The organism is Labrys sedimenti, from assembly GCF_034424805.1.
GTDB lineage: Bacteria > Pseudomonadota > Alphaproteobacteria > Rhizobiales > Labraceae > Labrys > Labrys sedimenti.
This window is the reverse complement of record NZ_JAXOUF010000005.1, coordinates 148318-166500: the sequence shown is the minus strand read 5'-3', so window position 1 is coordinate 166500 and position 18183 is coordinate 148318. Positions and strand designations below refer to the sequence as shown.

At 62.4% G+C, this 18183-nt stretch carries 20 protein-coding genes; 15 read left to right on the top strand and 5 right to left on the bottom strand.

Annotation, left to right across the window (positions count from 1 at the left end; all coding sequences use genetic code 11):
• Window position 1: 1 nt before the first annotated feature.
• The gene (locus U1R88_RS17715) at window positions 2-253 is read left to right on the top strand and encodes a DUF2274 domain-containing protein (RefSeq protein ID WP_322432431.1); all 252 of its coding nucleotides are present in this window, start codon (window positions 2-4) and stop codon (window positions 251-253) included.
• Here U1R88_RS17715 and U1R88_RS17710 read toward each other — a convergent pair.
• From U1R88_RS17710 to U1R88_RS17700, 3 genes are read right to left on the bottom strand one after another with little or no spacing between them, the layout of a single operon-like run.
• Window positions 248-1174 carry a LysR family transcriptional regulator gene (locus U1R88_RS17710; RefSeq protein ID WP_322432430.1) on the bottom strand — a complete coding sequence of 309 codons (927 nt, stop codon included), beginning with the start codon at window positions 1172-1174 and terminating at the stop codon, window positions 248-250. The two genes, U1R88_RS17715 and U1R88_RS17710, sit on opposite strands and share 6 nt — an antisense overlap.
• A complete protein-coding gene (locus U1R88_RS17705) occupies window positions 1174-2586 on the bottom strand; it encodes an ATP-binding protein (RefSeq protein ID WP_322432429.1) in 1413 nt (470 codons plus the stop codon). Before U1R88_RS17705 ends, U1R88_RS17710 begins: the two co-directional genes overlap by 1 nt.
• Window positions 2583-3248 carry a response regulator gene (locus U1R88_RS17700; protein WP_322432428.1) on the bottom strand — a complete coding sequence of 222 codons (666 nt, stop codon included), beginning with the start codon at window positions 3246-3248 and terminating at the stop codon, window positions 2583-2585. The genes U1R88_RS17705 and U1R88_RS17700 overlap by 4 nt, the downstream gene beginning before the upstream one ends.
• A 134-nt stretch (window positions 3249-3382) precedes the next feature.
• Here U1R88_RS17700 and U1R88_RS17695 point away from each other — a divergent pair, with 134 nt between their 5' ends.
• Window positions 3383-4024: a DsbA family protein gene (locus U1R88_RS17695; RefSeq protein WP_394013053.1), complete on the top strand. Its 642-nt coding sequence runs from the start codon at window positions 3383-3385 to the stop codon at window positions 4022-4024.
• Between the two features lie 13 nt (window positions 4025-4037).
• On the opposite strand, the gene U1R88_RS17690 is transcribed toward U1R88_RS17695, so the two are convergent.
• Window positions 4038-5300: an NAD(P)/FAD-dependent oxidoreductase gene (locus U1R88_RS17690; protein ID WP_322432427.1), complete on the bottom strand. Its 1263-nt coding sequence runs from the start codon at window positions 5298-5300 to the stop codon at window positions 4038-4040.
• 83 nt (window positions 5301-5383) lie between these two features.
• Here U1R88_RS17690 and blh point away from each other — a divergent pair, with 83 nt between their 5' ends.
• The 12 genes from blh to U1R88_RS17630 all read left to right on the top strand — a co-directional run bounded on the left by blh (window position 5384) and on the right by U1R88_RS17630 (window position 16031).
• Entirely contained in the window at window positions 5384-6685 is a 1302-nt protein-coding gene (blh, locus tag U1R88_RS17685) for a bifunctional sulfur transferase/dioxygenase Blh (RefSeq protein ID WP_322432426.1), read from the top strand.
• Complete coding sequence (locus U1R88_RS17680) at window positions 6685-7104, top strand: YeeE/YedE family protein (protein WP_322432425.1); 420 nt, start codon at window positions 6685-6687, stop codon at window positions 7102-7104. The genes blh and U1R88_RS17680 overlap by 1 nt, the downstream gene beginning before the upstream one ends.
• Window positions 7101-7529: a YeeE/YedE family protein gene (locus tag U1R88_RS17675; protein ID WP_322432424.1), complete on the top strand. Its 429-nt coding sequence runs from the start codon at window positions 7101-7103 to the stop codon at window positions 7527-7529. Before U1R88_RS17680 ends, U1R88_RS17675 begins: the two co-directional genes overlap by 4 nt.
• A 3-nt stretch (window positions 7530-7532) precedes the next feature.
• Window positions 7533-8312: a sulfite exporter TauE/SafE family protein gene (locus tag U1R88_RS17670; RefSeq protein WP_322432423.1), complete on the top strand. Its 780-nt coding sequence runs from the start codon at window positions 7533-7535 to the stop codon at window positions 8310-8312.
• An 80-nt stretch (window positions 8313-8392) separates the two neighbouring features.
• Window positions 8393-8734: a carboxymuconolactone decarboxylase family protein gene (locus U1R88_RS17665; RefSeq protein ID WP_322432422.1), complete on the top strand. Its 342-nt coding sequence runs from the start codon at window positions 8393-8395 to the stop codon at window positions 8732-8734.
• Between the two features lie 421 nt (window positions 8735-9155).
• Window positions 9156-9632, top strand: coding sequence for a DsbA family protein (locus U1R88_RS17660; RefSeq protein WP_322432421.1), 477 nt, complete (start codon window positions 9156-9158; stop codon window positions 9630-9632).
• Window positions 9632-10810 carry a L,D-transpeptidase family protein gene (locus U1R88_RS17655; protein ID WP_322432420.1) on the top strand — a complete coding sequence of 393 codons (1179 nt, stop codon included), beginning with the start codon at window positions 9632-9634 and terminating at the stop codon, window positions 10808-10810. Before U1R88_RS17660 ends, U1R88_RS17655 begins: the two co-directional genes overlap by 1 nt.
• The gene (dsbG, locus tag U1R88_RS17650; RefSeq protein ID WP_322432419.1) at window positions 10807-11691 is read left to right on the top strand and encodes a thiol:disulfide interchange protein DsbG; all 885 of its coding nucleotides are present in this window, start codon (window positions 10807-10809) and stop codon (window positions 11689-11691) included. The genes U1R88_RS17655 and dsbG overlap by 4 nt, the downstream gene beginning before the upstream one ends.
• Before the next feature lie 110 nt (window positions 11692-11801).
• On the top strand, window positions 11802-13691 hold the full coding sequence (gene dsbD, locus U1R88_RS17645) for a protein-disulfide reductase DsbD (RefSeq protein WP_322432418.1): 1890 nt from the start codon (window positions 11802-11804) through the stop codon (window positions 13689-13691).
• Window positions 13688-14491, top strand: coding sequence for a TlpA disulfide reductase family protein (locus U1R88_RS17640; RefSeq protein ID WP_322432417.1), 804 nt, complete (start codon window positions 13688-13690; stop codon window positions 14489-14491). Before dsbD ends, U1R88_RS17640 begins: the two co-directional genes overlap by 4 nt.
• 104 nt (window positions 14492-14595) lie before the next feature.
• Window positions 14596-15258, top strand: coding sequence for a L,D-transpeptidase (locus tag U1R88_RS17635; RefSeq protein ID WP_322432416.1), 663 nt, complete (start codon window positions 14596-14598; stop codon window positions 15256-15258).
• Between the two features lie 185 nt (window positions 15259-15443).
• A complete protein-coding gene (locus tag U1R88_RS17630; RefSeq protein WP_322432415.1) occupies window positions 15444-16031 on the top strand; it encodes an SAM-dependent methyltransferase in 588 nt (195 codons plus the stop codon).
• A 25-nt stretch (window positions 16032-16056) separates the two neighbouring features.
• On the opposite strand, the gene U1R88_RS17625 is transcribed toward U1R88_RS17630, so the two are convergent.
• Window positions 16057-16674 carry an outer membrane protein gene (locus U1R88_RS17625; protein ID WP_322432414.1) on the bottom strand — a complete coding sequence of 206 codons (618 nt, stop codon included), beginning with the start codon at window positions 16672-16674 and terminating at the stop codon, window positions 16057-16059.
• Between the two features lie 331 nt (window positions 16675-17005).
• Here U1R88_RS17625 and U1R88_RS17620 point away from each other — a divergent pair, with 331 nt between their 5' ends.
• The gene (locus tag U1R88_RS17620; protein WP_322432413.1) at window positions 17006-18181 is read left to right on the top strand and encodes an efflux RND transporter periplasmic adaptor subunit; all 1176 of its coding nucleotides are present in this window, start codon (window positions 17006-17008) and stop codon (window positions 18179-18181) included.
• The last annotated feature ends 2 nt before the right edge of the window (window positions 18182-18183 follow it).

The following is an 18183-nucleotide window of genomic DNA, read 5'->3' as shown; positions in this document are numbered from 1 at the left end:
CATGGCAAAGCTGAAACTTGGACCGATCGCGGACGATAAGCCAATCAAAGTCACGGTCGAGTTGCCCGCCCAACTCCATCGCGATCTTGTCGCATACGGCCGCCTCCTCGCGGAACCGGGAACTCCGCCCGTTGATCCCATTCGGCTGATCGTGCCGATGCTCGAACGCTTCGTCATTAGTGATCGCGGATTTGCAAAGGCGCGGCGATCAGCAAATGTGTCCGTTTCAACAAGCGGACAAGACCGATCATAACCGGGGAGTAGACTGCCGCGAAATTTCTTTGGCCAAGCTTAGTAACCGCCGGAATGCGGGATTGTCATTTCTTGCGGACCAGACTGCACTGAAGGGCAGGACCTCTCCGGCAATCGGTCGATATGTCACGCCGGGAAATTGGGCGGCCGTCGTGGCCTCACTGGTCAAAGTCAGACCGCGGCCAATCGCCACCAAAGGCAGCAGGTTGTCGCGCCCGACATATTGCGGCTGCACATTAGGGTGATGTCCCAAATCAGAAAGTCTCTGGACAAGGTATTCATGTATTTGAGGGCCAGGCGCGACGTCACTGACAATGAAGTGCTCGCCTGCCAAATCGGTCCAGTTTAATATTTCCTTGCGCGCCAACGCGTGTTCTTCAGGCAAAACTGCGAACACACGTTCCGACCACAAGTGCGCCGTTTCACACTCCGTCCAAGCCGATGTGCCTGTGATGAACGCGACATCCAGGCGGAGCTGCCGGATGCCGGCTACATGCTCCGCTGGATTGCCGTCGATCAGCTCGGTTCGTACGCCGCTATGGTCCTTGCTGTAGGAGCGCAACAAATCGGAGAGGAAACCCGAGGCAAGAGACGAGAAGATGCCAATTCTGACCACACCTTCTTCGCCACGCCCGACCGTGCCAATGTAGCGACGCCCCTCGTGGATCGCTCGCAGGCCTTGCCTAGCTCGTAGTAGGAAGATTTGGCCCGCATAGGTCAGCGATACTCCGTTCGTGCAGCGGTTAAAAAGTGAGACACCAACCTCGTCTTCGAGATCGCGGATGCGGCGACTGATCGCTGATTGACATATTCCAAGAACGTTCGCTGCCTTCCGAAAGCTGCCATGCTCGGCGGCTGCCACGAAATAACACAGGTGGCGAATCTCTATTGGATCACATCTCTTCGCCCCCCGTCGTGTCATTAGCCCATCGATCCTAAAGGGTGTTCTCGCCGCTGTCGGATAGGAGTCGTTTCCGAGCAGTCGTTCTTTACGGTATCGGCAAACCGCAGCTCCGCTCGTAGCCCGCCCTCGCGCCGGTTTTCGAGGTATACCTCTCCGCCGAGACGCTTCATCGCGAGATCCGCGATCGCCAGACCCAAGCCACTGCCCATCGCGGTCTTGTTGCGGCCCCGGTAAAATCTGTCACGAACCTTCGGTAACTCCTCCGCGGGTATGCCCGGTCCGCTATCGTCAATGACGACGTTGATCCCATCTTTCTCGGTGCGCACCGAGCATCGCACCACTCCGTCCGACCCCGAATGCAGGGCGGCATTCTCCAGGAGGTTCCGCGCCGCGAGTGTGAACAGGGACGGATCGACCGAAAGGCAAATGCCTCCTAGCTGTGGATCCACTTCGATTGCAGCCGTGTCCGAATAATGTTGACCGATGTCGTCCGCCATTTGCCCGAGGATTTTCCCGAGGTTCACGTCTTGTTGAGCCGATGCGATTTCGCCGCTCTCGGTATTCGTCAGATCGGTAAGCTGCCGCACCAAACGAGACGTGCGGTCCACCCCGATCACCATCTGGCGCAAAGCATTGTTTCGTATCTTGGGGTCTTCGCTTCCCAACGCCACTTGCGCCTGTGTCTTCAGTCCGGCGATCGGCGTTCGCAGCTCATGTGCCGCGAAGGCGGTAAAGTCGCGCTCTCGTTGCCGAGCCGCGCTGACGCGACCGAACAGCCCGTTGAGCGAACGGATCACGGGCCTGATTTCAGACGGTGTTTCCGCGTCGGGCAGCGCGCTCAGATCCGACGCCGGGCGCGTTTCCAACGTGCTCGCCATCGCGTTCAATGGAGCAAGCCCCTTGCGAACGCTCAGCCAGATCAGTCCTGCCAGGATCGGAAGGATAAGCAACGCGGGCAGCGCGAGGCCACGGATCACATCGGCGACCAGCCTGTCGCGGACGCGCATATTGTCGCCGACGAGCACGCGCATGCCGAGATCACTGTTCATCACCGCGTAGACGCGCCAGATTTCTCCTGCGATCACCGTCTGGGAGAACCCTTCGCCGCTATCGGTAAGAGGTGTGGCCGGCGCGGCGTCCGAGCGCCCGACCAAAGTTCCGTCGAGCGCCCAGATCTGGCACGAGAGCTGACGGTCGTAGGAAGCGTGGAGGGCCGGCTCGACAGTCGGTAACTGTGCCGCGCGCTTCGGGTCGATCTCCTGGCTGGTGATCAGCGAGCTGACCATGCGCGCCGCTTCGATCAGGCGCGCGTCAAGTACCCGTTCGACCTCGTGACGCGTGCTGAGATAAATCCAGACGATCGCCGACATCCAGACGACGCCGGTTGTGATCATCAGGATCATGAACAGCCGGCTGCGGATCGACTTCATGCACTGTCCTCCGCCAGCTTGTAACCCACCCCTCGCACCGTCTCGATAATTCCGGGGCCGAGCTTCTGCCTGAGATTATGGATGTGAACCTCGATCGTATTGCTCTCCACATCCTCCTGCCAGCCATAGAGCCTCTCTTCGAGCTGCGACTTCGACAGGATCTGGCCCGGCCGGTCCATCAGAGCATGGAGGATGGAGAACTCGCGGCGCGACAGACGAACCGCCTCACCACATTTCGAGACGGCCATGGTGGAAGGCTCCAGGCGAAGATCCCGCCAGACCCGGCAGGCGGATCCGCCACCGTTGCCTCGTCTTGTTAGAGCGCGTAGCCGCGCAGCGACTTCATTCAGATCGAAGGGCTTGCCGAGATAATCGTCCGCGCCGGCATCCAATCCGGCGATGCGGTCGGGCACGCTATCACGCGCGGTCAGCAGCAGCACCGGCGTTGCGACCTGACGGCCGCGCAGTTCGCCCAGAACCTCCAGGCCTGATCCGTCCGGCAGCATCAGGTCGAGAACGATCGCGTCGAAAGCAGAGCCGCGCAAGGCGGCCGAAGCATCGGCGCAAGTGGCGACGGCGTCCACGGTGAAGCCGGCCAGTCCCAGCCCGACCTGCAAGCCGTTCATCAATACAGCGTCGTCTTCGACCAACAAGACTCTCATGCACACAAACCCTTGGACGCGACAGAACAATGGAAATCCGGTGCCCACCTTAAGCCAGCCTTAAGGTGACGGGCGTGGATCGCAGGACGCGCAGGCGTCGACCTGTCCGTATCAAGGCCAAAAGGAGATCCTATATGCCAGCTCTTACGCGTCGCGGCGCCGTGCTCGCCATTGGTGGCGCGGTACTGACCGTTCCTCTGATGAACCGTGCGGCGCTCGCGCAGACCGCCGCCGACGTATCCAAGGAAATGATCCTCAACGATCCGGCAGCGCCGGTCGCGGGCAACCCGAAAGGCGACCTCACCATCGTTGCCTTCCTCGATTACAACTGCCCGTATTGCAAGAAATCCGCTCCCGACCTCGACCGCGTCGTCAAGGAGGACGGCAAGATCAGGCTGGTCTACAAGGATTGGCCCGTCATCCGCCCGACCTCGATCGACGGCGCCATGATGGCGCTCGCCGCCAAATACCAGGGCAAGTACGACATCGCGCATCACGCTTTGATGGGAATTCCCGGCGTCGGGGTTCCGAAGGAGAAGATGCGCCAGGGACTTCAGGCCGCGGGCATCGACATGGCCCGCCTCGACGCCGACATGAAAGCCAAGTCCGCCGAAATCGACGCCATCATCAAGCGCAACATGGCGCAGGCCGACGCCATCGGCTTTTCGGGAACGCCGGCCTACCTCGTCGGTCCATTCCAGACGTCGACGCTGGATTATCAGGGGTTCAAGCAGGTCGTGTCCGATGCGCGCAAGAAGCAGGCGGAAAGCAAGTGAGAGGGCCACGCTCTCACCAGCCCCGCTCGCGATGCCTGATGTCGATCGTGCCGCCCTTCAGCATATGAGACCAGTAGAGCCAGGGCAGGAACTTCGTTTTCAGGTACCACATGCTCTTGCGGGGCACGCGGGGATCGAGCGGGAAACTTGGCGTCACCTTGCCGCCATAGGCGAACTCGGCAAGCACGATCTTGCCGAGGGCCACCGTCAGCGGGCACGAACCATAGCCGTCATAGGTTCTGGGCATGGCCTTGTCCTGCATGGCAGCCAGCAGATTGGCGACAACGACGGGGGACTGGAGCCGGACGGCCGCCGCCGTCTTGGCGTTCGTCGTGGACGCTGCGTCGCCGAGCGAGAAGACGTTCGGATAGCGGACATGACGCAGCGTCGCCGGATCGACCTCGATCCAGCCCGCCGCGTTGGCCAGCGGGCTTTCCCGCACGACATCGAGTCCGGTCTGCGGCGGGACGACATGGATCATGTCGAAGCGCATCTCGACGTCGCGTGCCGCGCCGTCCTTGTCGGTTACCGAAAACAGCGCCGCTTTCGCGGGACCGTTGATGGCGATCAGGTTATGCCGGTAGCAGACGTCGATACCGTACTCGTCGACCGCTTTCTGCAATGGCGGCACGAAGAACGGCACGCCGAACAGCGCCTCGCCGGCAAGGCAGAACTTGAGCTTCGAACTGTCGAGCCTGCCTCGCCGCCGAAGATGGTCGGCCATCATGTACATGATCTTCTGGGGCGCACCGGCGCATTTGATCGGCATCGCCGGCTGGGTAAACAGTGCGATCCCGCCCCGGAAGTCCTGGATGAGGCGCCAGGTGTATTCGGCCGTATCGGCGCGATAGTTGCTGCACACTCCGTTCTTGCCGAGTGTATCCTTCAGCCCCTGGATGGCGTCCCAGTCAATCTTCAAGCCGGGGCAGGCAACGAGATAGTCGTAACCGAGAGCCCGGCCGTCGCTCATCCTGACCAGATTGTTGTCCGGCTCGAAGCCGGTGACCGCGGCCTTGAGCCACGTCACGCCCTTCGGGATCAGCGATTGCTCCTCGCGCTCGGTCTGCCGGCGCGTGAAGACGCCCGCACCGACCAGCGTCCAGCCCGGCTGGTAGGAATGGGAGCCCGAGGGCTCGACGATCGCGACGTCCAGCTTCGGATCGTGCCGCTTGAGCTCGGCCGCCACCGTGATGCCGGCTGCACCGCCGCCGACAATGACGATCCTGTGTCTGAGACTCGGTGCCTGTGCGGCGCGGATGTCCTGAATGGCTTCCATGGCATTCCTCCCACTTGCAGAATTACATATCTGGTTTTATGTAAGTATGTAATTCAGATTGACAAGCGTCAAGGAGGAGCCCCATGAAACCGATACCGGTCACAGAGAAGTTTTCCGTCGCGGGGCAGCTTCAGCCCGAGGATTTCGCCGAACTTGCCAAGCGCGGCTTCAAGACGGTCATCAACAACCGGCCGGATGGCGAAGAGGCATCACAGCCTGGATCGGCGGCCGAGGAAGAAGCGGCCAAAGCAGCGGGCCTCGACTATGTCTTCATCCCGGTCACCAGCAACAACATGCGGCAGGAAGACGTTCGGCGCTTCGCCGAGGCGATCGTTGTTTCCGACGGTCCGGTGCTCGCACATTGCCGCTCCGGTGCACGCTCCTTCTACATGTGGGTGCTGGCTGGAGACGCCGACGTCGAAGGGTTCAGTGACGACAAGCTGATCGCCGTGGCAGGTGACGTCGGCATTGCTCCCGACCATGCTCGCGACTGGCTCGCTGCCCACCGGCACGTCGGCAAACCGGAGGTCAAGGGCTTCTACGAGAAGCGCACCGGCAGCATTCAATATGTCGTCAGCGACCCGGCGACGAAGACATGCGCCATCATCGACCCGGTGCTCGACTACGACGAGAAGTCTGGATCGACCAGCACTGAGCAGGCCGATACGATCCTCGCCTACATCGCGGAAAAGGGCCTGACCGTCGAATGGATCCTCGACACCCATCCGCACGCTGACCACTTCTCCGCCGCCCGCTACCTCAAGGACAAGACCGGGGCTCCGACCGCGATCGGAGCGCATGTCGTCGATGTGCAGAAACTCTGGAAGGGGATCTACAACTGGCCCGATTTTCCCGCCGATGGTCATCAGTGGGACCGGCTGTTCTTCGCCGGCGATACCTTCAAGGTCGGCACGATCGACGCGAGAGTGATGTTCTCGCCGGGGCACACGCTGGCCTCGATCACCTATGTCATCGGCGACGCGGCCTTCGTCCATGACACGTTGTTCATGCCGGATTCCGGCACGGCCCGCGCCGATTTCCCGGGAGGCAGCGCAAAGCTCCTCTGGCGGTCGATCATGGACATCGTCTCTCTGCGTGACGAAACTCGCGTTTTCACCGGCCACGACTATCAGCCGGACGGCCGCCCGCCTCGCTGGGAAAGCACGGTCGGCGAGCAGAAGAAGTTCAATCCGCACATTGCCGGCCAGACCGAGGAGAGCTTCGTCAAGCTACGCCAGGAGCGCGACGCGACCCTACCGATGCCCAAGCTCATCCTGCATGCCCTGCAGGTGAACATAAACGGCGGCCGGCTTCCCGAGCCGGAGGACAACGGCAAGCGCTACCTGAAGATCCCACTGGACGCGCTCGAGGGGGCGGCCTGGTGATGGACGCTTATTTCGCACCAATGGCCGGCGGCGCACTGATCGGCTTGTCTGCCAGTCTTCTCATGTTGCTCAACGGTCGCATCGCCGGCATCAGCGGCATCGTCGGCGGCCTGCTCGGCCGTCGCGGTGAGCGGCTCGGTCACGACATCGCCTTTGTCGCCGGCCTCCTTCTTGGTCCGCTGACCTACCTCGTCATCTTCGGCACTGCGCCACAGGTGGTCGTCGCGGCGTCCTGGCCGCTCCTTATCGTCGCCGGCCTGCTCGTTGGCGTCGGCACGCGCATGGGTTCCGGCTGCACCTCCGGACACGGCATCTCGGGACTGGCACGACTGTCTCCCCGATCCTTCGCGGCGGTGCTCACCTTCCTCTCGACCGCGATCCTGACCGTGCTCGTCATGCGGATGGGAGGCTGGCTATGACCCCGGCTCTGCGCATCCTGACGGCCCTTGCCGCCGGCCTTCTGTTCGGGCTCGGCCTCGCGATTTCCGGCCTTCTCAACCCCGCCAAGGTGAAAGCTTTCCTCGACATCACCGGCGCATGGGACCCAAGCCTGATCTTCGTTCTCGGCGCCGGCGTCCTCGTCGCCTTTATCGGCTACAGGGTCGCCTTCGTGATCAACAAGCCTCTGTTCGACGATCAGCTTCATCTACCGACCAAGACCCGGATCGATGGCCCACTTATCCTCGGCTCGGCGATCTTTGGCGTCGGCTGGGGCCTGGCCGGCTTCTGCCCCGGTCCCGCAATCGCATCGCTTTCGCTCGGCCTCGCCCCCGCGGTCATCTTCGCTGCCGCCATGTTCATCGGAATGGTCACGCATGATCGATTCCTGGCCGGAAAGGGTTGAGCCATGCTTGCCAATCTCGGCCCTGCGCTCGCCTCGGGCGGGCTTGTCGGATTTTCCCTCGGCCTCGTTGGCGGAGGCGGCTCGATCCTCGCCACGCCGCTGCTGCTCTATGTCGTCGGCGTGACGCAGCCGCATATCGCCATCGGCACGAGCGCGCTCGCTGTATCGGTCAACGCCTTCGCCAACCTCATCGGCCACGCCCGCAGCGGCAACGTCCGCTGGCGCTGCGCGGTCGTCTTCGCCGGGGTCGGGACGTTCGGCGCTCTCGCCGGCTCGACGCTCGGCAAGGTCATTGATGGTCAAAGGCTCCTCTTCCTCTTCGGACTGCTGATGATCCTCGTCGGCGTGATGATGCTTCGACCGCGCAAAGCCAACGCTTCTGCCGAGCGCCCGGCCGATCTGAGGACTTGCCTCGTCACGGCTGCCGTCGCCTTTGCCGCCGGGTCCGCCTCCGGTTTTTTCGGCATTGGCGGCGGCTTCCTGATCGTGCCAGCACTCATTCTCGCGACCGGCATGCCGATGATCAACGCGATCGGCTCATCACTCCTGGCGGTCGGCAGCTTCGGGCTCGCCACGGCGATCAACTACGCCGCATCCGGCCTTGTCGATTGGCCGATTGCCTTCGAGTTCATCGCTGGCGGCATCCTTGGCGGCATTCTCGGCATGATGCTCGCCAATCGGCTCTCCGCCGGCAAGAACACGCTCAATCGCATCTTCGCGGCGCTGATTTTCGTGGTCGCAGCCTATGTGCTCTATCGGAGCGCGGGCGCTCTCATGACCTGATCGAGGTATCCACAGTCATGGGAGCCGCCTGGCCTGAGCGCTCCTGTGGCTGACGGCTTGTTTGAACGTTGGAGAATATAATGATCGAAGACTGGAAGAAGCTGATCGAGAACATGAACGGCGGCGTGAAATCATTGCGCCAGGAAGCGCCTGCGGTGATGAAGTCATTTTCCGAAATGGCCCGATCTGCACATGCCGGAGAGGCGCTTGATCCGGCAACGAAAGAGCTCATTGCGTTGGCGATCAGCGTTGCGACACGATGCCAGCCCTGCATTGCCTATCATGCGGAGGGAGCGGCAAAGGCTGGCGCAACCCGTGAGCAAATCAGCGAGACCCTTGGCATGGCCGTCTATATGGGCGCTGGCCCATCCGTAATGTACGCGGCGAAGGCTTTCGAAGCCTTTGACCAGCTTTCGCAGTGATCAATTTGAAATGATAGCCGGTTGCGCTTGCGACTCGACCGTCACGTTGAACGCCCGGTCCAGACCAACCCCATCAGCATCAGCAGTGCGAGGGATAGCGCCGGAATGCTGCCCCATACAGAAAATACGGTTGGGCTACCCTGTGTCGGCAGAAGTGTTTCAATATGTCCGGCCGTTTGCCAGGGCACCCTCCCAACATTGTCGATGTTTGACTGGGGGAGCCGTCGATCCGTCCATTTAAGCCTAGCTTAAGCTTGAGACTGCGTTTCGGTCCGAAAACTCACGGAGGACCGAATGAATGCAGTCACGACGATGTTTTCTGATTTCGACCGCCGCGCTCTTGGCGATCCCTACGACCGTCACGCGCGTCGCCGCCCAGCAGCCGTCCCGTGAGGAAGTGTTTTTTGATCCGGTGACGCCAGTGCTCGGCAATCCGGATGGCGACGTCACGATCGTCGAGTTCTTCGACTACCAATGCCCGTTTTGCAAAAGCACCTATCCCGAGCTCAAGAAGTTCGTCAGCGACGACGGCAATCTGCGCCTCATGATGCGAGACTGGCCGATCTTTGGCGAAGCGTCGCGATTCGCGGCCGAGCATGTTCTGGCGCTGGATCCGCAGGCCTACGGCCGCGCTCACGAAGCGCTGATGGGTACGGAAGGACGGCTCGCCGAGAGCGATGTCATCGAAGTGCTCGAAGATGCCAGTGTCAAAGGTCTCGCGCCGGCTCACTCACCTGAAGCGGTGGCCGACACCTTGTCGCGCAACGACCGCATGGCCAAGGCCTTCGGCCTGGCCGGCACGCCCTCCTTCGCCATCGGCTCGAAGATCTACGGTGGCGTGCTCGATCGAACCGGCCTTGCCCAGGCAGTTCTCGAAGCGAGGAGGAAACGGACGTGATGCTGGACCGACGCTCTCTTCTGGTTGGCGGGCTGGCATCCGCAACCTTCGCCGTCGCGTCCGCTCGCGCCTGGGACGGAGCCTTCGACACGGCAAGCGCCCGCATGGACGGCCTGCAGGACGTCGAAACGCCGCTGCTTTCGGCGACGACATTGCACGCGACGCGGATTGCCTCCGAAACCTACGCAGGCTGGGCGGCCGAAGGCGGATGGCCCGCCTATCCGTTCACGCAACGGCTCTCCCTTGGCGCGCAGGGCAACGAAGTCTCCTGGCTGCGCCAACGGCTCGCTGTGACGGGTGACCTGGCGCCGCAATTTGGCGCGGGCACCGTCGTCGACAGCTTCGTCGATGCCGCCATTCGCAGGTTTCAGGCGCGGCATGGCCTGACCGTGGACGGGGTGGCGGGCACCGCCACGTTCGAGGCGCTCAACCGTCCGGCGGCAGACAGGGCGCGGAGTCTTGCTGCGAACATTCCCAGATTACAGGCCGCTCTGGTCGACGATCGCCGCCAGGTGACGGTCAACGTTCCCTCGGCGCAGATCGAGATGGTCGAGGATGGCGCCGTGGTGCTGCGCCAATCGGCCGTCGTCGGTCAGCCCAATCGCGCAACGCCGCTGCTTTCGAGCAAGATCCACGAGATCAACTTCAACCCATATTGGCATGTGCCGAAAAGCATCATCCGCCGCGATCTCATTCCGATCATCCGCAGGGACCCGGATTACCTGACTCGTATGGGGATGCGCATTTATACCGGCAACTGGAAAGAAGTGTCGCCGTCGAGCATCGACTGGAGCACCGAGGAAGCGACTAACTACATGTTCCGGCAGGAGCCGGGGAGCCGCAATGCTCTTGGACGCGTCCGCATCAACTTCGCGAATCAGCATTCGGTCTATCTTCACGACACGCCCGACCCCGGCCTGTTCGGCGATGCAAGCCGCTTTCACTCGTCCGGCTGCGTCAGGGTCCAGCGTATTCCGGAATTCGTGACCTGGCTGCTCAAGGACACGCCGGGTTGGTCTCCCGAGACCGTCGCGGAATTCCTGACCAATGGTCAGCGCCGGGACGTCGCGATCACCAATCCCGTCCCGGTCCACTTCGTCTACATCACGGCCTGGGGCGTTCCGGCGGGGCCGGCGCAGTTCAGGAAAGACATCTACTCTCTGGTGGACGGCTCGTGACGGCGAAGGCCGCGGCGGCGCTTAATGCTGCCTTAAGCTCGCAGGCAAAAGGCAGCAAACATGCAGATCTGTCCATAACATCGACTGGTGCATCACGAATGAAAAAGCTTCTACCCGCTCTTGCTCTTGCAACGATGCTCGCCGGCTGTAATGACAATAATGAAACAGTCTCGTCAAAGACGGCAAGCAACTCCGAGGCGATCCTTGCGTCGCTGAAGAGCCAGGGCCTGACTATCCACGGCCCCATGGAGGTGCCGGGCGGATTGCAGGCCTATGCCGCGAGCTCGGGCACGCAGCCGCTGGCCGTCTACATCATGCCCGACGCCAATTATGCGCTGATCGGCACCCTGATCGATGCCAAGGGCGATTCTGTTGCCGATGCCGCGATGAAGCAGGCAACGAGTGAGCCGATGCACCGGGAGGCCTGGGGAGCGCTTGAAGCCGCGGCCTGGGTTCAGGACGGCAATCCGAATGCGGAGCGTGTCGTCTACGCATTCACCGACGCCAATTGCCCTTTCTGCAATGAGCTATGGCGTTCGGCGCGACCATGGGTCGAGGCCGGCAAGGTCCAACTTCGCCATGTCATGGTGGGCGTGATCCGCGCCGATTCGGCCGCGAAGGCAGCCGCGATCATCGAAGCGGCCGATCCGCAAGCCGCCCTGACGCAAAATGAGATGAACCACGCCTCCGGCGGGATTGCCCCGCTGGCAAAAATATCGCCGGAGACGAACACCAAGCTCACCGGCAATGTCGAGCTGATGAGAAGGCTTGGCTTTAGCGGTACGCCCGGCCTCGTCGCGCGGGGCACCGACGGCGAACTTATCCTCCAGAGCGGCGCACCCCGAGGCGCCGCGCTTGAAGCGCTGTTCGGGCCGCTCTAGGCGGTTCGGCAAAGATTTTCCCACATTCAACGAATAAAGATGCCCTTAAGTCTGCCTTAAGCTGCCGATCGGACCTCTCCCGCCGTCGTAACATCAAGCGGGAGCGTGCATTGCCTTCAAGAACTGTCTGGTCCGTCATTCTAGCGGCCATGATCATGGCGTTTGCAGCGCTGTCGATCACGCCGGCATCGGCGCAGGTGACGTCTTCAGGAGGAATGCCGCTTCCCGTCGATCAGGCGTTCAAGCTCTCGGCGACACGGCAAAATGACGGTAGCGTCCAGATCCGATGGACGATCGCGCCGGGATACTACCTTTATCAGGATAAATTCAGCTTCGCTCGCGGCGGCTCGGATCTTCCGGTTCCTGAGCTCCAAGGGAACGGCCAGAGCAAGGACGACCCGACCTTCGGCCCCTCGACCGTCTTTCACGATCACGTCGCCGCGGTGGTTCCCCTTGATGCGTCGGCATCCGCTCCGCTCGAAGTCCGCTATCAGGGATGCCAGGACCACGGCATCTGCTATCCGCCGATCATGCGCCATGTCGATGCGACGACGCTTGCCGTAACCGATCCGGAGGAGCGCGCCCCTGCGACGCAGGCGAGCGAGTGGACGACCCCGGCCGTCACGACGACTGCGAACGGGCCGGCGACCGGAAACGAGACCGGCATTTCCGTCGCGGCCGACAATGGCGGCATGATCGGTTCGCTGCTGAAGGACGGCGGCGTCGCGATGGTTCTCGCAAGCTTCATGCTGTTCGGCGTGCTGCTCGCCTTCACGCCTTGCGTCTTCCCGATGTACCCGATCCTGGCCGGAGCGATCGCGCGGCAGGGCGAGTCCGTCACCGCACTCAGGGGCTTTACCCTGTCGCTTGCCTATGTGCTGGCGATGGCAAGCGCGTTCGGCCTGCTCGGCGTGGCGGCGGCCTGGTCCGGGCAGAATTTGCAGATGGCGCTTCAGTCGCCGCTCGCCATCGGCGCAGTCTCCGCCCTGTTCGTCGTGCTGGCCTTGTCGATGTTCGGCCTGTTCGAGCTGCAACTGCCATCGGCCTGGGTCAATGCGATCGGCCGGCTCGGTCAGGGCAATCGCGGTTCGCTGGCCTCGGCCGGGTTGCTCGGCTTCACCTCGGCACTGATCGTCGGGCCTTGCGTGACCGCGCCGCTCGCCGGTTCTCTGATCTATATCGCGCAGACCGGCGACGTCGCGCTCGGGGCAGCGTCCCTCTTCGCGCTTGGCCTGGGCAAGGGCATTCCCCTGATCGCCTTCGGCACGCTCGGCCCGAAGGCACTTCCCAAAGCGGGAGCGTGGATGACTATCGTCCGTCAGGCGTTCGGGTTCGTCTTCGTGGCGACCGCCATCTGGATGGTCTCGCGCATCATCCCGGCAGAAGCGGGCCTTGCGCTCTGGGCCCTGTTCGCGATCGGTCTTGCGGTCTGGCTCGGCGCCTTCGATGCGATCGGACCGGAAGCTCCTGGGCGGCGCCGGGCGGCAAAGGCGGCCGGCATCGCGGCCGCACTCTACGGCATCGTGTTGGCTGTCGGCGCTGCAAGCGGTTCCGGCGATCCCTTCCGGCCTCTCGCCAACCTTGCGGCTGGAACCGGAGGCGCTCCCGGTTCTTCGGAAGCGCTTGCCTTCCGCAGCGCGGGCACGCCCGCCGAGCTTCAAACGAGGATCGCGGATCGGAACGGTAAACCGAGCCTGCTCTACGTCACCGCGGACTGGTGCGTCACCTGCGCCGTCATAGACCGCAGCGTCCTTTCCGATCCCGCCGTCCAGTCCACGCTCGCCCGCTTCAATCTGATCAAGCTCGATGTCAGCGGCAACACGCCTGAACAGCGGCAAATCATGCAGGGCCTTCAGGTGGTCGGTCCGCCGACGATGATCTTCGTCGATCCCGAAGGGCGAGAGGCGACCGGAACGCGGCTTGTGGGAGACGTGACCAAAGCGACCTTGCAGGCCTCTGTTGAGCAGATTGGCTCCGACAAGACCGGGACGGTGCGATGAACGCCATCGCGATTGGGCCTTTCGTCTTCGCCTCGGAGCAATTCGCGGCCATTCTCGGCATCTTCACCTTCACGATCGCGACGTCGATCCTCGCGCGCCGAGTCGACCCCATCATCGGACAATGGTCGACCTGGGCGCTGATCGGCGGCCTGGTCGCTGCCCGCCTTGGTCATGTCGCGCTGCATTGGCAAAGCTTCGCGGCCGAGCCCATGCGGATCTTCGCCTTCTGGCAGGGCGGCTTCCAGCCGATTGCCGGCTTTGTCGGCGTGCTGCTCGTAAGCGTGTTGTTCATCCGCTCGCTCAAGGCCGGGCTTGCTGCCGCAGGGGCCCTCGGCCTCAGCCTCGTGCTGTGGGTCGGCGTGACCCAACTCACCCAGGCCACGCTCGGTCAGCCCGCCCCGACAATCGCGCTTCAGCAAATGGACGGTCCTCCGCTCGCGGTCAGCGACGTGATCGGCAAACCCGCTGTCGTCAATCTCTGGGCGAGCTGGTGCCCTCCATGCCGCAGGGAAATGCCGCTGCTCGCGGAAGTCGCCGCAAGCCGCGACGACGTCACCTTCCTGTTCGTCAATCAGGGCGAAGGCTCGGAAACGATCCGTGCCTATCTCGCGAAAGAAAACCTCAAGCTCGATCGCGTCCTGCTCGACCAGTCGATGCAGATCCCCCGCCACTACGGAAGCATGGGACTTCCCATCACCCTGTTCCTCAGAGCCGACGGGACACTCGCCTCCATGCACATGGGCGAGATCTCGCGCGAAGCGCTCAATGCCGCCATCGAACGGCTTGGAGGCTCGACATGATGCCTGCCTGCCCTATCCGATGGCGGGCAGCCCGTTCCCTTAACCCCGAACCTGAACCATCCGCCCTCCCTGACCGGAGCGCGGACAACGATGCGTGAATCCAGATGAGTCTATCAAAAAAGAGCGGATTATTTTCCGCGTTCCTGTTCAGCCTGCTCGCAGCCGGTTGCACCACCACGGCGACGCCGACAACCGCCGTCACGCAGCCGCTTGACCGCAACCGGCCCGCGACAGTCGCCAGCTACGCCGCCCAGACCAATGAAAGGTTTCCGGTCGCGGCGATCGACACATCCCGCGTCGATCCGAAGAATCTCCGACAGCAGGTGGACTACCGCACAAGCGAGCCGCCGGGCACCATCGTGGTCGATACGAAAAACCGCTTCGTCTATCTCGTTCAGGAGGGCGGCAAGGCGATGCGTTATGGCGTCGGCGTCGGTCGCGAGGGAATGGAATTCACGGGAACGGCCAATATCGCCTGGAAGCAGGAATGGCCGAAGTGGACGCCGACCCCGGACATGATCAGGCGCGAGCCGGAGAAATACGCTCAATGGTCTGGCGGCATGGAGGGCGGAGCCAACAATCCGCTCGGCGCCCGTGCGCTCTATCTCTTTAAGAACGGCAAGGACACCCTGTTCCGCATTCACGGCACCAACCAGCCGGAAACGATCGGGCATGCCGTTTCCTCGGGCTGCATCCGCATGATGAACCAGGATGTCATCGACCTCTATCGCCGGGTTCCGACAGGTTCGAAGGTTGTCGTGATCTAGCCATACCGACAATATGCTTGCCTAACAAAAACAGGCTTCTGTCTCCTCGAGCGGAAGCCTTTCAAGCCACTGGGACGACTGCCATGGAGAACGATTGGGATCGTAGATTCGAAGGTGAAGACTATCTGTTCGGGACTGAGCCGAACGCCTTTCTTGCCTCGCAAGCCTTCCGGCTTGAGCCAGGCATGAAGGCGCTCGCAGTGGCCGATGGAGAGGGCCGTAACGGCGTCTGGCTCGCCGAGCGCGGCCTCGACGTCGTGTCGATCGACGCTTCGACGGTCGGCCTTGCCAAGGCGCGCGAGCTCGCCCTCCGTCGCGGCGTCAGCTTGCAGACCGTGCTTGCCGATCTCGCCGAATGGGAGTGGGAGCCCGAGGCCTACGATCTCGTCGTCGCGATCTTCGTGCAGTTCGCTCCGCCCGAGCTGCGCCGGATCATGTTCGAAGGCTTCCACACCTGCCTGAGGCCGCGCGGGCTCCTGATCATGCTGGGCTATCGCGTCGAACAGCTCGGCTATGGCACCGGCGGCCCGCCGCACGCCGATCATCTCTATACGCAGGATCTGCTGATCCGATCATTCGGGCATTGGGAAATCCGCCATCTGGAAGAGCATGACAGCGTGATCGAGGAAGGAGCGGCCCATTCCGGAATGTCGGCGCTGATCGATCTCGTCGCCGAGAAAGCCAGGCAGGACATCCTGCCGATACCTAAAATCGGCGTAGCTCAAGCCGGTCTTCAGGCGGAGATCCGCGCCGCGGCACGTCCCTCCGGCTGAGAGCGGGTGCTGCGCCGCGGCGTTCCTAGAACTTGTAGCTCGCGCCGATGAGAACCTTGTGCTGCGTCGCGCTGAAATCACCGACGTCCGAGCCGAAATCCTTTTCGCCGAAATCGGAGTAGCGGTATTCGCCACGGACGATGATGTTGTCGGTGAACGCATGCTCGATACCGGCGCCGGCCGTCCAGCCGATCAGGATATCGTCCTTCTTGCCGACCCCTGACGCATCGATCTTGGCGCCGGCTGCCGCAACACCACCGGTCGCAAAGAACAGTGTCCTGTCGAGGGCATAGCCTATGCGGGCGCGGCCGGAAGCATCCCATTCGAGATTGGCGTCACCCTTGTCTTCGAAATTGTAATTGAAGTCGTTTTCGATGCCGTAGACGATGTTACCGGACTGGAAATTATACCCGCCGTGGACCCCGGCGCTGCCACTGTCGAGATTGCGGTCCGCACCCAGTACGGTGGCCTTGTTCCAGGAATAGCCGCCTTGGGCACCGAGATAGAAGCCAGACCAGTCGTAAGGCGCATAGGCCTCCTGCGATCCCGCAGGAGCCGGCTGCTCATATGTCAGGTCGGCGGCGATAGCCGGCATTGCGGACGACACAGCCATTGCGGCAAGCGCGACAAATGTAAAACGCATCGAAAGACCTCATCTTGTTGCTACTGAACATGGGAGGCCGACAACAGATCGTTCACCCCGCTCATGTCGAACAAGATGCGGCAAACCGATATTGCGGTGTGTCCTTTGATATTCTGTTTTATTGCGCGGATCCGGCACGTAAAATCCGCAGGCTGCGCCGCCTCGAGCCGGGCGCGAACATTTCTCAACATAAAATATTCCACGGCAACGTCCGGGTCACCTACGTTCGAACCAACGAAACTGGACGCTCCTCACGCTCGGATAAAAAACTGCCGCTGTCTTCTCGCATGCAGGCCCCCGGCGCCGAGGGCTGGAACCTGGCGAGAATTCCATGCTGCAATTGTCGAGACGCTCGGGCGTTGCGTTCACAACCCTTTTCTGCGCGGCCCTGTCCGCATGCTCACAAGAGCCATCGCAGCAGGCGGCAAGGCCGGCTCCTGTGAAAGTTGCGGTTTACGAGGTCAAGCCGGAGCGGCTGCCCGTGGTCAGCGAGCTTCCTGGTCGTGTTGCGCCGACCGTGATCTCCGAGGTCCGCCCACGCATCACCGGTATCGTCCTGCGCCGTGTCTTCGAGCAGGGCGCGGTCGTGAAAGAGGGCGATGTCCTGTACGTCATTGACCCTGAACCGTTCGAAGCCAAAGTCATTTCCGCAAAAGCGACACTGGAATCAGCTGTAGCCGCGCAGCAGCTGGCACAGCAAAAGGCAAACAGACAGATACAGCTGACACAAACCGGTGTGACTAGCCGTGAGGCACGGGACACGGCTATCGCCGAGCTGGCGCAAGCCAACGCAGACGTCGAACGCACCCGTGCCGATTTGACGAGCGCCGAACTCGACCTGCGCTATACAGAAATCCGCGCTCCGATCTCTGGACGGATCGGACGCGCCCTCATTACTGAGGGCGCCCTTGTCAGCCCGACCTCCGACGTCATGGCGACGATCCAACAGACCGACCCGGTCTACGCCGATTTCACCCAGCCGGCCGACAGGTTGATTGCTCTCAAGAACGCCGTAGCCGACGGCATGCTGGAGGCCGACGCCTCGGGCAGCCCGTCCGTAAAACTCATATCGGCCGAGGGCAGGCCTTATCCCCATGATGGGCGGCTGTTGTTCCCGGAAGCCGTCGTCAATGCCGCGACCGGCCAGGTCATCCTGCGCACCGAGTTTCCCAATCCCGATGCCAATCTGCTCCCCGGCATGTATGTCCGCGCCCGCATCGAGCAGGCCTCCATGGACGGAGCGCTAGCCGTGCCGGAGCAGGCGGTCCAGCGCGATACCGCCGGCAAGTCCCAGCTCTACATCGTCGGAGATGGCGACAGGGTCGAGCTTCGGACCGTCGAGCTTGGCTGGCTGTCCAACGGTCGCTGGGTGGTTACGAGCGGCATCAAGGCGGGCGACCGCGTCGTTGTCGAGGGCTTCCAGAAAATCGCGCCGGACGCAGAGGTCGAGGCCGAGGCATGGGCGGCCGGCACACTCGCCCAGTCCAAACAGCAGAAAGGGAACTGACC

Excerpts from the sequence above, each read along its gene's own strand:
- U1R88_RS17625 (WP_322432414.1), bottom strand. The coding sequence starts at position 16,674 with ATGCGTTTTACATTTGTCGCGCTTGCCGCAATGGCTGTGTCGTCCGCA.
- U1R88_RS17620 (WP_322432413.1), top strand. The coding sequence starts at position 17,006 with ATGCTGCAATTGTCGAGACGCTCGGGCGTTGCGTTCACAACCCTTTTC.
- U1R88_RS17655 (WP_322432420.1), top strand. The coding sequence starts at position 9,632 with ATGCTGGACCGACGCTCTCTTCTGGTTGGCGGGCTGGCATCCGCAACC.
- U1R88_RS17690 (WP_322432427.1), bottom strand. The coding sequence starts at position 5,300 with ATGGAAGCCATTCAGGACATCCGCGCCGCACAGGCACCGAGTCTCAGA.
- U1R88_RS17640 (WP_322432417.1), top strand. The coding sequence starts at position 13,688 with ATGAACGCCATCGCGATTGGGCCTTTCGTCTTCGCCTCGGAGCAATTC.
- U1R88_RS17705 (WP_322432429.1), bottom strand. The coding sequence starts at position 2,586 with ATGAAGTCGATCCGCAGCCGGCTGTTCATGATCCTGATGATCACAACC.
- U1R88_RS17695 (WP_394013053.1), top strand. The coding sequence starts at position 3,383 with ATGCCAGCTCTTACGCGTCGCGGCGCCGTGCTCGCCATTGGTGGCGCG.
- U1R88_RS17715 (WP_322432431.1), top strand. The coding sequence starts at position 2 with ATGGCAAAGCTGAAACTTGGACCGATCGCGGACGATAAGCCAATCAAA.
- U1R88_RS17680 (WP_322432425.1), top strand. The coding sequence starts at position 6,685 with ATGGACGCTTATTTCGCACCAATGGCCGGCGGCGCACTGATCGGCTTG.
- U1R88_RS17710 (WP_322432430.1), bottom strand. The coding sequence starts at position 1,174 with ATGACACGACGGGGGGCGAAGAGATGTGATCCAATAGAGATTCGCCAC.
- U1R88_RS17635 (WP_322432416.1), top strand. The coding sequence starts at position 14,596 with ATGAGTCTATCAAAAAAGAGCGGATTATTTTCCGCGTTCCTGTTCAGC.
- U1R88_RS17670 (WP_322432423.1), top strand. The coding sequence starts at position 7,533 with ATGCTTGCCAATCTCGGCCCTGCGCTCGCCTCGGGCGGGCTTGTCGGA.
- U1R88_RS17630 (WP_322432415.1), top strand. The coding sequence starts at position 15,444 with ATGAAGGCGCTCGCAGTGGCCGATGGAGAGGGCCGTAACGGCGTCTGG.
- U1R88_RS17665 (WP_322432422.1), top strand. The coding sequence starts at position 8,393 with ATGATCGAAGACTGGAAGAAGCTGATCGAGAACATGAACGGCGGCGTG.
- U1R88_RS17700 (WP_322432428.1), bottom strand. The coding sequence starts at position 3,248 with ATGAGAGTCTTGTTGGTCGAAGACGACGCTGTATTGATGAACGGCTTG.
- blh (WP_322432426.1), top strand. The coding sequence starts at position 5,384 with ATGAAACCGATACCGGTCACAGAGAAGTTTTCCGTCGCGGGGCAGCTT.
- U1R88_RS17675 (WP_322432424.1), top strand. The coding sequence starts at position 7,101 with ATGACCCCGGCTCTGCGCATCCTGACGGCCCTTGCCGCCGGCCTTCTG.